11 protein-coding genes are annotated in these 12,698 nt (G+C 69.9%); 5 read left to right on the top strand and 6 right to left on the bottom strand.

Annotated features, from left to right (window positions below):
- The first annotated feature begins 52 nt into the window (after window positions 1-52).
- On the top strand, window positions 53-1,324 hold the full coding sequence (locus M6444_RS21745) for a hypothetical protein (protein WP_298332318.1): 1,272 nt from the start codon (window positions 53-55) through the stop codon (window positions 1,322-1,324).
- 96 nt (window positions 1,325-1,420) lie between these two features.
- Here M6444_RS21745 and M6444_RS21740 read toward each other — a convergent pair whose 3' ends face one another.
- Both M6444_RS21740 and M6444_RS21735 read right to left on the bottom strand, forming a co-directional pair.
- Complete coding sequence (locus M6444_RS21740; RefSeq protein WP_298332316.1) at window positions 1,421-3,046, bottom strand: alkaline phosphatase D family protein; 1,626 nt, start codon at window positions 3,044-3,046, stop codon at window positions 1,421-1,423.
- A gap of 117 nt (window positions 3,047-3,163) precedes the next feature.
- Window positions 3,164-4,357 carry an acetate kinase gene (locus M6444_RS21735; protein ID WP_298332314.1) on the bottom strand — a complete coding sequence of 398 codons (1,194 nt, stop codon included), beginning with the start codon at window positions 4,355-4,357 and terminating at the stop codon, window positions 3,164-3,166.
- A 44-nt stretch (window positions 4,358-4,401) separates the two neighbouring features.
- On the opposite strand from M6444_RS21735, the gene M6444_RS21730 reads away from it, so the two are divergent.
- Window positions 4,402-5,364, top strand: coding sequence for an LLM class flavin-dependent oxidoreductase (locus M6444_RS21730; RefSeq protein ID WP_298332312.1), 963 nt, complete (start codon window positions 4,402-4,404; stop codon window positions 5,362-5,364).
- A gap of 5 nt (window positions 5,365-5,369) precedes the next feature.
- On the opposite strand, the gene pta is transcribed toward M6444_RS21730, so the two are convergent.
- A complete protein-coding gene (gene pta, locus M6444_RS21725; protein ID WP_298332310.1) occupies window positions 5,370-7,454 on the bottom strand; it encodes a phosphate acetyltransferase in 2,085 nt (694 codons plus the stop codon).
- A 39-nt stretch (window positions 7,455-7,493) separates the two neighbouring features.
- On the opposite strand from pta, the gene M6444_RS21720 reads away from it, so the two are divergent.
- On the top strand, window positions 7,494-8,612 hold the full coding sequence (locus M6444_RS21720; RefSeq protein WP_298332307.1) for an adenosine deaminase: 1,119 nt from the start codon (window positions 7,494-7,496) through the stop codon (window positions 8,610-8,612).
- A 36-nt stretch (window positions 8,613-8,648) separates the two neighbouring features.
- Here the strand turns inward: M6444_RS21720 and M6444_RS21715 are convergent, their stop codons facing one another.
- Both M6444_RS21715 and M6444_RS21710 read right to left on the bottom strand, forming a co-directional pair.
- On the bottom strand, window positions 8,649-8,858 hold the full coding sequence (locus tag M6444_RS21715; protein WP_298332304.1) for a PspC domain-containing protein: 210 nt from the start codon (window positions 8,856-8,858) through the stop codon (window positions 8,649-8,651).
- A 60-nt stretch (window positions 8,859-8,918) separates the two neighbouring features.
- Window positions 8,919-10,115: a CapA family protein gene (locus tag M6444_RS21710; protein WP_298332300.1), complete on the bottom strand. Its 1,197-nt coding sequence runs from the start codon at window positions 10,113-10,115 to the stop codon at window positions 8,919-8,921.
- A gap of 88 nt (window positions 10,116-10,203) precedes the next feature.
- On the opposite strand from M6444_RS21710, the gene M6444_RS21705 reads away from it, so the two are divergent.
- Both M6444_RS21705 and M6444_RS21700 read left to right on the top strand, forming a co-directional pair.
- Entirely contained in the window at window positions 10,204-10,536 is a 333-nt protein-coding gene (locus tag M6444_RS21705) for a PadR family transcriptional regulator (protein WP_298332297.1), read from the top strand.
- Complete coding sequence (locus M6444_RS21700) at window positions 10,533-11,798, top strand: hypothetical protein (RefSeq protein ID WP_298332294.1); 1,266 nt, start codon at window positions 10,533-10,535, stop codon at window positions 11,796-11,798. The genes M6444_RS21705 and M6444_RS21700 overlap by 4 nt, the downstream gene beginning before the upstream one ends.
- 27 nt (window positions 11,799-11,825) lie before the next feature.
- Here M6444_RS21700 and M6444_RS21695 read toward each other — a convergent pair whose 3' ends face one another.
- Window positions 11,826-12,698 carry an aldehyde dehydrogenase family protein gene (locus M6444_RS21695; protein ID WP_363326465.1) on the bottom strand — a complete coding sequence of 291 codons (873 nt, stop codon included), beginning with the start codon at window positions 12,696-12,698 and terminating at the stop codon, window positions 11,826-11,828.

The raw sequence follows: 12,698 nt of genomic DNA, 5'->3' as shown, positions 1-12,698 counted from the left end.
GACGACAACCGTTGACACCCCATGCCGTCCAACGCCATCTGGGGGTGGCCTCGTGGATGACCAGCTCGTCGGCCAGGTCCTGACGTCGGCTGCTGCCGGAGCGCTGGCCGGCGCATCGATGTGCGCCCGCCGCGGCCGGACTGCCCTCGCTGGCGGTGCGGCCGCCGGCGCCGCGATCGTCGGCAGCTCCGAACTGATCGCCCGGCGGCGGCAGCGACCCGACGAGATCCCCGCTCTGCCCCATCGGATCGTCGCCAGCGTCGCGTTCGCCGCTCCACTGGGCTGGCTCGCCGATCTGGTCGCCGCGCGGCCACGCCCGCGGACGGTCGCCACGGTGACCGGGGCCGCAGCAGGGGCGTTGGGCATCCGCCCACAGAAGGTGGCGCTCGGGCCGGTGGTGGGCCTGGCGGTGGGCACGAGTCTCGAGCGATGGACCCGCGGCCTACCCGGTGCGGTGACCGTGGCGTCGACGGTGCTCGCTTTCCGGATCACGTCGGCCGTGGTCTTCCGGGATGCCCAGGTATCGCTGCTGGCCGAGCGGGCCGGCGTGGACGACCTTCCGTTCGTGGTGCCGCTCGGCTCGCCCAACCGCTACGTCGGCACCGACTATGTTCGCGCACTGGCCACCACGATCGGCGGGCCGTACGTGCGTGATTCCCGTGACATCGGCATCGTCGATACCCTCGAGCACCTGGCCGGCCCCGAGTTCGAGCCGGCGCGCGCCCACTCGCTCGTGCGGGAGTTCTACGAGCACACCACCCGGTTCGCGCTCGACATCGTGCCCGAGTGGCGAGCCTGGGTGCGTCCTGGTTACCTGCTTTACCGCGCCGCCGTCGCGCGGCCCTTGGGTCAAGCCAACGTGCCGATGAACCAGCGGCACGCACTGCGCGGCATGGTCAGCCGGATCGACACGACCGTCGACCGCGACGGCCGGGTGATCCGCGGGTGGATCCGTTCGTTCGCCGACAACGACGAACCCATCTATGTCGGCATCTACACCACGTACCGCCACGACGACCGCGGGTTCGTCAGCGTCGGATTCCCGCTCCCGGACGCCAGCTTCACCGCGACGCTGGAGCCGCGCAACCTTCCCGGCGGGGGCCTCGCCTTGACGAGCCGGAGCGCGCATCGCCATCCCGGGCACTACCTGACCTACATCGACCGCAGCAGCGGCGAATTGACCACCCTGACCGTCGACGGGTTCGGCGAGGAGCTCCGGGTGTCGGTGGCCGGCGACGAGTTGCGCGCGCAGCACGCCTTCACCGTCTTCGGCCTGGACTTTCTCACCTTGCACTACACGATCCGCCGCCGTGACGACCGGTGATCACCGGCGAGGTCGGCCGCAGGAAGGGGGTTGTCGTCGTGCTGCCGTACGTCACTTTCTGGTCCCCCGTGGACGTTGCCTCCCGGTCGGTCGTGCTCAGGCGGGCTCGGCGCCCGGCCGGCCGTTCTCCATGACGTACGTCGCGCGCGTGGACACCGGTGCGTCCGGTGTCGTCACCTGGGGGAGGACCTTGAAGTCGCTGATCCACTGCTCGGCATCGAGGCGGCACGTCACGTAGCCGCGTTGGATGTTGTAGAACTTCACGTGCGGGTTGACGATCAGCCCGGCGCGGCCGAGGTTGTCGATGTCTTGTCCGTCGCCACCGGAACTGATGGAGGTGCCGACCAGTTCGGAGGCCAGCGTCGCGGAGTCGGGATCGGCGTAGTCGGCCTTGATGTCGGCGACGAGATTGCGGTGCCAGTCGCCGGTCAACACGACCGGATTGGACACGCCGCGCTCGGCGATGCCGCCGAAGATCCGGTCGCGCGAGGCAGCATAGGCGTCCCAGCAGTCGCGGCCGAGCCCCTCCCAGCCGTCGTGCGGGAGGTCGGGGTCGGTCTCGGAACCGTGGTCGAACTGGGCGACGCGAACCTGCTGGGCCAGCACGTTCCATCGCGCACGCGAGGCAGCCATGCCGTCGAGCAGCCAGCGTTCCTGCTCGTCGCCGGTCAGCGTGCGCTCGGGATCGAGGCGGGCCGGGTCGTCGCCGTCGTCGAGGATGGGGTCGCGGTACTGGCGAGTGTCGAGCAGGGAGAACTCGGCCAGGTCGCCATAGGTGAACCAGCGGTACAGCCGCATGTCAGGCCCGGTGGGCAGCGCCGTGCTGCGCAGCGGGAGGTGTTCGTAGTACGCGCGGAACGCCGACGCGCGACGTTCGAGGAATTCCGGCTGGGTCGGGGTCGGAGTGTCCTTCTCCGGGACGTCGCCGGCCCATCCGTTCTCCACCTCGTGGTCGTCGAGCGTGACGATCCACGGCGCGACCGCGTGCGCGGCCTGCAAGTCCGGGTCGCTCTTGTACAGCCCGTACTGCGTGCGGTAGCGCTTGAGGCTGACCGCTTCTTCGGCGAAGTAGTCCGGGACGGCGATCCCGCGGTTGCCGCCGTCAGCGGGGATGCCGTACTCGTAGATGTAGTCGCCCAAGTGCACGATCAGGTCGAGGTCTTCGGCGGCCATGTGCCGGTAGCCGGTGTAGAAGCCGTCATGCCAGGCCTGGCACGAGGCGAAGGCGAAGGTCAGCGACGACAACGGGGCGCCGAAGGCCGGCGCGGTCTTCGTGCGGCCCACCGGGCTGTGCTCCCGGCCGGCCCGGAAGCGGTAGAAGTACTCGCGGCCCGGTCGCAGGCCGTGCACCTCCGCATGCACCGAGTGCGCCAGTTCGGGGGTGGCTGCCACGCTGCCGCGACGAACGACATGCCGGAAGTTCTCGTCGTCGGCGACTTCCCAGTGCACCCGCACCGGACGCGAGGGCATCCCGCCGTGACCGTCCTCGGCCAGCGGATCCGGGGCGAGGCGGGTCCACAGCACCACACTGTCCGGCAGCGGATCACCGGAGGCGACACCGAGGCTGAACGGGTCGGTGCCGAACGTGGGAGCCGCGTACGACCGGTCGGTCGTGATGGCGCCGGTCCCCAACAGCACCGCGGCCGTGCTCACCCCGCCCAGCTGGAACAACCGCCGCCGCCCGAACCGGACTCCGACTCCGCCGTTGCGCTGTGTCGTCACATCGTCCTCCCTCGCCGGGCAACACCGTGACTCGGAAGTTCATCGCGAGGTGGAACGGGCGGTCAAGGTTCGTATGACTATTTTGTGAATAATTGTCTTCGCTGGATGCGAGGCTCGTCAGGTGGCGACGAGCGAGATCGCTTGCCGGGCGATCTCGAGTTCTTCGTCGGTCGGGACGACCATGACGGCCACCTCGGCACCGTCGGGAGATATCACGTGTGCTCGCCGGCCGGGCAGCGCGTTACGGACGTGATCGACTTCGATGCCCAGCCGGCGCAGGCCGGACAGCGAGTGCGAGCGCACCCAAGCGTCGTTCTCGCCGATGCCGGCGGTGAACACCACGGCGTGGGCGTGTCCCAGCACCGCCAGGTACGCGCCGACGTAGTGCCGGATGCGATGGCAGTAGACCTCGCGGGCGAGCAGGGCGTGCTCGTCGCCCTCACGGGCTCGCCGGTGCACCTCGCGCATGTCGTTGGCACCGGCCAAGCCGAGTAGTCCGCTGCGCCGGTTGAGCAGGTCGTCGAGGTCGTCGACGGCCATGCCCGCCTCGCGGCGCAGGTGGAACAGGATGCCCGGATCGAGATCGCCCGAGCGGGTCCCCATCACCAGGCCTTCCAGCGGCGTCAGGCCCATCGACGTGTCCACCGAGCGGCCGCCGCGGACCGCCGTGGCCGACGCCCCGTTGCCGAGGTGCAACACGATGAGATTGGTGTCTTCGAGGCGGCGTTCCAGCAGCCGAGCGGCCTCGTGGGAGACGTACGAGACCGACGTGCCGTGAAAGCCGTAACGCCGCACGCCGTGCTCGGCGGCCGTGCTGGTGTCCAGCGCGTAGGTGTAGGCCGAGGCCGGCAGGCTCTGATGGAACGCGGTGTCGAACACGGCGACGTGCGGCAGATCGGGCAGCGCCCGGCGGGCGACCTGGATGCCGGCCAGGTTGGGTGGATTGTGCAGCGGGGCGAGCGGGGTGAGGGCCTCGATCGTGGCCTCGACGTCGTCGTCGACCACCACCGGGTCGGCGAAGCGGTCGCCACCGTGCACCACGCGATGGCCCACCGCGACGAGGCCGGACTCCGCCAGCGGGCGGCCGGTCTCGTCGAAGGCGCGCATGATCTCGCGCAGTCCTCGCTCGTGATCGGGAACGTCGACGTCGATCTCGCGTACGCCGTCGGGGTCTTCGTGGCGCAGCCGGCCACCGGATTCCCCGATCCGTTCGAGCAGGCCTTGGGTCGTGGCGGTGCCGTTACCGGTGTCGACGAGGCGGTATTTGATCGACGACGACCCGCAGTTCAGGACGAGCACGGTCGCGGTCATCGAGAAGTTCCGTTCTTGTCGGAGTGGACGGTTAACCTGCCTGCATGTCTTCGACCAACATGCAGATCGGCATGTGCTTCGACCGCACGTTTCCGCCGGGGCTCGTGGTCGAGCTCGCGCGCAGCCTCGAGGATGCCGGCGCCGGCATGCTGTGGGTCATCGAGGATTGCTTCTACACCGCCGGCGTCAGCCTCGCCGCGGCCGCCTTGACGGCTACCGAACGGCTCGCGGTGGGCATCGGCATCCTGCCGGCGCTCGCCCGCAACCCGGCGGTCACGGCCATGGAGCTCGCCACGTTGGCCGGGTTGGCCCCCGGGCGAGTGCTGCCGGGCATCGGCCACGGTGTGCAGGCGTGGATGGCGCAGATGGGTGCGCGCCCGGCCTCGCCGCTCACGGCGCTGGAAGAGGTCTTCGTCGCGGTGCGTCGCTTGCTCGCCGGTGCGAAGGTCACCACCCACGGGCGCTACGTCGATCTCGACGATGTGCAGCTCGACCAGCCGCCACAGCAGCCGCTGCCGGTGCTGGCCGGGGTCCGTGGCCCACGTTCGCTGGCGCTGGCCGGCCGGGTCGCCGACGGCCTGGTCCTCGCCGAGCCCACCAGCGCGTCCTACGTCCGGTGGTCGCTGCAGCAAGCCGGTCGCGACCCGGGTGATTTCCACGTCGCGGCCTTCGATGTGCTGTGTGTCGCCGCCGATCGCCGGGAGGCCTACCGGACCATGGCCCCGTGGCTGGCCACGATGCTCGACCAGCCGACGGCCGGGATGACCGCCCTGCCGTTCTACGACGACCTCGCCGCACGCTACGCCCAGCAGGGCCTCGACGGGCTGGTGACCATGCCGACGCAGTGGTGGACGGAGCTGGCGCCGGTGGGCACCATGGACGACGCTGCCGAGCATCTGCAGGCCTTGGAGGACGCCGGCGTGCGAAGCGTCGGGCTGTACCCCAGGCCGACGACTGACCTCGCGCGGGCGCAGGTCGCCGACATAGCCGCCCTGGCGGCGCGCTAGGGCGCTCACGTCGTCGGCTCGCTGTCCGCGGCTTCGAGCGACTGCGCCTGGATCGCGGTGATCGCGATCGTGTTCACGATGTCGCGTACGAGCGCTCCACGCGACAGATCGTTGACCGGCTTGCGCAGTCCTTGCAGCACCGGCCCGATCGCCACGGCGCCGGCGCTGCGCTGCACCGCCTTGTAGGTGTTGTTGCCGGTGTTGAGGTCGGGAAAGATGAACACGCTCGCGCGGCCGGCGACGTCACTGCCGGGCAGCTTCGAGCGAGCCACGCTCGCATCGACCGCGGCGTCGTACTGCAGCGGCCCGTCGACGGACAAGTCCGGGCGGCGTTGCCGGACCAGGGTGGTGGCCTGGCGCACCTTGTCCACGTCCGATCCGGATCCGGAAGCGCCGGTGGAGTACGACAGCATCGCCACCCGCGGCTCGATACCGAACTGGGCGGCGGTTTCCGCCGACGAGATCGCGATGTCGGCCAACTGCTCCGCCGTCGGGTCGGGGTTGACCGCACAGTCGCCGTAGACCAGCACCCGGTCACGCAAGCACATGAAGAACACGCTGGACACGATCGACACGCCCGGACGTGTCTTCACGACTTCGAACGAGGGGCGGATCGTGTGGGCGGTGGTGTGCGTCGCGCCGGACACCATGCCGTCGGCGAGCCCGAGCAACACCATCATGGTGGCGAAATACGACACGTCGCCGACCCGGTCCCACGCGGCGTCGTAGTTGATGCCCTTGTGCGCTCGTCGCTGGTGATACTCCTCGGCGAATCGCTCCCGGAGGTCGCTGTCCTGCGGGTCGACGAACTGCGCACCGCTGACGTCCACCCCGAGCCGGGTAGCTGCGGACTCGATCTCGGACCGGCGCCCCAGCAGCGTGACCTGCGCGATGCCTCGACGCAGCACGGTGTCCGCGGCCTTGAGGATCCGGTCGTCGTCGGTCTCGGGCAGCACGATGTGCTTGCGGTCCGAGCGGGCGCGATCGACCAGGTCGTGCTCGAACATCAACGGGGTCACGGCATCGCTGCGCGTGACGTCGAGCCGGTCGAGCAGGTCGGCGGTGTCGACGTGATCCTCGAACAGCCCCAGCGCTGTCTGGATCTTGCGCCCGGCGTGTTTCGTGAGCCGTCCGCGCACCGCGGCCAGCCGGGTCGCCGTCGGGAAGGTGTCGCCGGGCATGGAGATGATGGGCAGGCTCAGGTCGAGACCGTCGATCAGCTGGACGACCTGGTCGGGCAGTGCGAATCCGCCGTTGAGGACGACCCCGGCCAGCGACGGGAATGTCGTGGAGGCGTGGGCCATCAAGACGCCGAGCAGCACGTCGCTGCGGTCCGACGGGGTGATCAGAACGCCGTCCTCGATGAGGCGATCCAAGACGTTGGGCAGTGTCATCCCGGCGATGACGAGGCCCAATGACTCGCGGCCCAGCCGGTCCGGATCGCCGCGGAACAGGCTGCCGCCGCCGGCCTCGACGAGGTCGGCCACCGTTGGCGCGGACAGCAGCGGTTGTTCGGGCAGCGCGAAGGCAGGGCCGAACGGCTCCAAGGCCGAGCGGGTGGGCTCGAGCAGGTCCGGGTCGACCCGGTTGGCGATGACGCCGACGAGGGTCCCATAGTTCGCGGTCAACTCCGCAGTGGCCATCTCAGCGACCGCATGAACGTCGTCGGGGCTCCGGTCGCGCCCGTTGAGCACCAGCAACACCGGTGCGCCCAGGTCGGCGGCGATCCGGGCATTGAAGGAGAACTCGGTGGGGCTGTCGACGTCGGTGTAGTCGCTGCCGACCACGAGCACCGCTTCGCACTGAGCGGCCACGACACGGTAGCGGTCGAGGATGGTGCGCATGGCGGCGTCGGGATCGGCGTGGACCTCGTCGTAGGTGACCCCTGCGCAGACCTCGTAGGGCAGATCGACGCCGTCGTGCTCGAGCAACAACTCGAGCACGTAATCAGGCCGGGTTCCGGATCGTACGATCGGGCGGAACACACCGACACGACCGATGCGGCTGGTCAAAGCCTCGAGGACGCCTAGCGCCACCGTCGACTTGCCGGTCTCACCGGTGACCGATGCAACATACACACTCCGGACCACGTGCGCGAGGCTATCCCTCTATCGGAGTAGCGTCGATGCATGGCACCCACACCGGACGAGATCGCCGCCGCACCCAAGGTGCTGCTTCATGATCATCTGGACGGCGGGCTGCGCCCGCAGACTGTCATCGAGCTGGCCGACGAGGTCGGCTACGAACTCCCCGTCCGCGACCCCGAGGGGTTGCGGGCCTGGTTCGTCGACTCCGCCGACTCCGGCTCGCTGGAGCGCTACCTCACCACCTTCGAGCACACGGTGGGCGTCATGCAGACCGCGGATGCGCTGACTCGGGTCGCCGCGGAGTGCGCGGAAGATCTCGCGGCTGACGGTGTCGTCTACGCCGAGGTGCGGTATGCCCCCGAGCTGCATGTCGAGCAGGGGCTGAGCCTCGAAGAGGTCGTGGCGGCGGTCGAGAAGGGTTTTCGGCTCGGTGAGTCGCGCGCAGCCGCGGCCGGCCGGCCCATCCGGATCGGGTCGTTGCTGGCGGCGATGCGCCAGGCGGCCCGGTCGCGGGAGATCGCCGAGCTGGTCGTGGCGCATCGGGAAGCCGGCGTCGTCGGGTTCGACATCGCCGGCGCCGAGGCGGGGTTCCCTCCGACGCGTCATCTCGACGCGTTCGAATACCTCAAGCGCGAGAACGCGCACTTCACCATCCACGCCGGCGAGGCGTTCGGGCTGCCGTCCATCTGGGAGGCGTTGCAGTGGTGCGGGGCCGACCGGCTCGGGCACGGGGTACGCATCATCGACGACGTCGAAGTTCACCCTGATGGCTCGGCCACTCTCGGTCGCCTGGCGGCCTACGTCCGCGACAAGCGGATTCCGCTGGAGCTGTGCCCGTCGTCGAACATCCAGACCGGGGCGGCGCCGTCGATCGCCGAGCATCCGTTCGGGTTGCTGGCTCGGCTGCGCTTCCGCGTGACGGTCAACACCGACAACCGGCTGATGAGTGCGACCTCGATGTCGCACGAATTCACGCAACTGTCCGAGGCGTTCGGCTACGACCTCGACGACTTCCAGTGGTTCACGGTCAACGCGTTGAAAAGCGCGTTCATCCCGTTCGATCAGCGCCTGGCGTTGATCAACGACGTCGTCAAGCCCGGATACGCTGCGCTGGGCGCTCGCCGGGCCTTCGCGCGGGTACAGGCGCCCTCGGCGTCGTGATGGTTCAGCTCGTGCCGGCTCAGTCGTCGGGGTGGCTCAGTCGTCCTCGGGCATGATGACCCACAGCGCCACGTAGGCGAGTACCTGCGGACCGGGCAGTAGGCACGAGGCGATGGCGATCACGCGCATGGTGGTCGGCGTGATGCCGAACCGACGGGCCAGGCCGGCGCACACGCCGCCGATCACCCGTCCGTCACGGGGCCTGGAGAGGCTTCGTCGTTTGGTGGGGTAGTACGAGGTTGTCATGCTTCCACGATAGATTTCCGCGCCGGCTCGGACATCAGGGATCGTCCCTGAACTCGGCGGTCAGGGCTTCCCTGAGGGCGTGAGCTGGTCGAGGCCTGCGCAGTCGCGCAACGCCGCGAACTCGCCGGCCATGGCGTCGGCGTCGCTGCCGGTCACCACGGTGGGAAGCCCATCGGCCCGGATGCGCGCCGGGGTCCAGGCGCTCTCGGTCACGCCGGTGTCGTCGACGGTCAGCGTCAGGATGCCGGTGGCTGCGGTGTCGGGGTTCTGCGTGTACCAGACGAAGTTGCCCAGGCCGTAAGCGACGAAGGTGTCGTCGAGCATCCCGGCGCCCTGCAGCCGATGGGCGTGGCTGCCGACGACGATGTCGGCGCCGGCGGCGGAAAGCTGTCCGGCCAGTCTCGATTGGGAAGCACTCGGGCAGCTCTCGCCTTGCACGCCCCAATGCAGATAGACGACGACCACGTCGTGGCTGGCGGCCGCGGATCGCACGGCGCTGATCAGGCGATCGGGATCGAGGGCGACGGCGATGCCGCCGCGCTCGGGCGTGGCGGCCCACTGCTGGGTGGGGTCGGCCCTGGGATCGTCAGGCACGGAGGCGCCGAAGACGGCGACATCGACAGCACCGATGCTGCGGCGAGCCGGGGCGAAAGCGTCGGACACGTCGGCGCCGATCCCGATGACGGACAGCGGCGGAGTCGCCGTGCGGGCCGCTTCTGCGGCCCTGAGGGTGTCGGCGAGCCCGTCGAGGCCGAAGTCCAGGCCATGGTTGTTCGCCATCGTGGCGATGTCGACGCCGGCGGCCGCGAGTGCCTCGAGTGCTGCCGGCGGGGCCTGGAACGTGTACCGCTTGGGCTCGGGGGTCCCGGAGGTGCCGATGGAGGTCTCGAGGTTGACGACGGTCAGATCGGCCGCAGACAGGTGCGGCGCGATCGGCGCCAGCGCAGCGGCTGGTTCGTCGAGCCGGTCGCGCAGGGGTCCCTCGAAATGGATGTCGCCGGCGAACGCGATGGTGATGGGCGCCGGCGCTGGTGCCCGAGGCGACGTCGACGGGCTCGTGTTGCTCGGCGGGCGAGCGGATTCGGAGCCGGATGGGCTGGTGCCAGAGCCCGGGCTGGTCGCGGTGGTGGTGCTCGTGGCGGGGCTGGTGGGGGACGAGGGGTCGTCGTCGGCGGTGCACCCCAAGCCCACGGCGGCCGAGGCCACGACTGCGGCCGCAAGTTTCACCGCTCGCGGCGACCGCTCACGCCCTGCCATGTGTCGAGCCTACGGTTCTGCGCGTGTTGTTCCTTGCGCAGTACTACGCCAAACGTAATACTGCGGTTGGCACAAGAGGGGAGACCCCATGGACACCAGTCAGCTACTCAAGGGTGTGCTCGACGTCGCCGTGCTCGCCGTTCTCCGCGACGCGGACGGATACGGCTACGACGTCGTCCGGCGCCTGCGAGCCGCGGGCCTCGACGAGGTCGGCGAAGCATCGGTCTACGGCACCCTGCGCCGGCTCTACTCGGCCGGGGCGCTGACCACCTACGTCGTGCCGTCGGAGACAGGACCGAACCGGAAGTACTACAGCGTCAACGGGACCGGCCATGATGTGCTGCGGCGCTCGGCCAAGACGTGGCACGAGTTCGCCGCCATCATGACCAGCTTGGTCCACGGTGAAACGGAGGCAGCGTGACCAACGGCCCAGGAACGTCTCCGCCGGCAGTGAGCGCCTACGTCGCGGCCGTGCGCGACGAGCTCAGCGACCTGCCGCCCGCGCAGACTGCAGACATCCTGGACGACGTGCGTGAGCACATCACCCAGGTGGCTCAGGAGTACGGCGACGACGTTCGGCTCGCCGAGCTCATCGATCGGCTCGGCTCGCCGTCGGCCTACGTCGCGGAGCTGCGGGCCGCGGCGGGTATCGCCCCGCCGACTCCCCAGCCGCAGCGTGCCGGGTTCGGCCGGCGGCTCCTGCGGTTGCTGGCTGCGGTGTTCGGCACCGCGACGGCTGGGTTCACCGTGGTCACCGTGGCCGACGTGGTGTTCAGCTTGTCCGGAGCGCCGGCGTTCTTCGGTGTACCGGCGGCGGTCTGTTTCGTCGTGGGCGGCGCGAGCGTGCTGTTCCTCGTGCTTCGTCACGAGGATCCGGCCGGAGAGTTGCGCCAGATCCCGGGGGCATGCTGGCTGGGTGAGCGAGTGCAACAGCTGCGCGCGACGTCCTGGGGTCCTGGTGTCATCGACTTCGCGGCGTCGTTACAGCCGGCATGGTGGCTGGCCAGGGCCGCCATTCTCGGTGCACTCGTCGCATCCGTCTCCTCGGCGGCGCTGGGCACGTTCGTGTTCGTGGTGGCGGCGGTGGCCTCGGTCTACCTCGGTCGCGCCGCAGCCCGCGGCCAGATGCCGGGCCGCCGAGCGATCGCGATCTACGGCCTCAACGCCGCCATCGTCGCCGGGGGCGTGTTCGGCGTACTGGCGATCGCGCAGAGTCCGCACGACGGATACGTCGACCCGATCGACCAGGTGGCGACCGACGGCCTGGCGTACAGCCACGGCGCTGGGTCGATAGCGACCGACGCCGGTGTGCCGGTGACCAACATCTTCGCCTACGCCGCCGACGGCGCGTTGATCGACCAGGTACGCCTCTACGACCAGGATGGCCGCCCGCTGGTTCTGGCGGACACCGAGCCTTGCTATGAGGAGGCGCCCGACGGGACGACGTTCGTCATCGCCAACCCGTGGGGGACCAACGTGTACCCGCGCTTCGTTGCCGAGGCCCACATGTCCGGCTCGTGCGTTCCGGCGCCGCCGGAACCCCCGTACGGCGCCCAGTTGCCCACCAGCGCCGACGCGGATGACGCGGACGCTGGCGCGCCACCGGCTGGTCAGCGGACTGGTCAGCCGACCGGTGAGCCGAGGCCGGCGCCCAGCGGCGGCACATCGGCTCCCGGCAAGTGAGCCGCGGGCCCGGGCGGTCCGGCGCCCCTAGATGCCGACGGGGTGCCAGACGGTCTTGGTCTCCAGGAAGGCGGTGATGCGTTCGAGGTCCGGCTCGGCGGTCCAGTCGGGTTCGGCCTCGGGCGCGCGGACGACGCGCTTGAGGTTGTCCGTCGCGGCCAGTTCGAGCTCCCGGGCGTGTGCGCTGTCGCCAGCGGCTCCGGCGAGATCGATGGCGTTGACGTCCATGTGCGCGGCGAGCCAGGGTGCGGTGTCGCTCAGCTTGCCGGTCAGGATGTTGACGACGCCACCGGGCACGTCGCTGGTGGCGAGGACCTCGCCGAGGGTGATGGCCGGCAGCGGGCGTTCGTACGACGCGGTGAGCACGGCGGTGTTTCCGCCGGCGAGGACGGGCGCCAGCGTCGACACGAGGCCCAGCAGCGACGAGCCCTGCGGAGCCAGCACGGCCACCACGCCGGTGGGTTCGGGCACCGAGAAGTCGAAGTACGGCCCGGCGACGGGGTTGCTCGACCCGACGACCTGCGCGATCTTGTCCGTCCACCCGGCGTACCAGACCCAGCGGTCGATGGCCTCGCCGACGAGTCGTTCGGCCTTGGCGCGGGTCACGCCCTCGCCCGCGCTGACCTCGTCGACGAACTGGGCGTAGCGGCCCTCCATCACCTCAGCGACCCGGTACAGCACCTGTCCGCGGTTGTACGCCGTGGCTGCCGACCAGCCGGGGAACGCCTTACGCGCCGCGGCGACGGCGTCGCGTGCGTCCTTGCGCGAGGCCCACGCTGCGTTGGCGAGGAACCGGCCCTTGCTGTCGGTGACCTGGAACGACCGACCGGACTCCGATCGCGGGAACTTGCCGCCGACGTAGAGCTTGTAGGTCTTCTTCACGGCCAGCCGCTCCGCCAC

Source organism: Haloactinopolyspora sp. (assembly GCF_027324685.1).
GTDB lineage: Bacteria > Actinomycetota > Actinomycetes > Jiangellales > Jiangellaceae > Haloactinopolyspora.
Note: the sequence above shows the minus strand (reverse complement) of the source record. Positions and strands in the feature narration are given on the sequence as shown.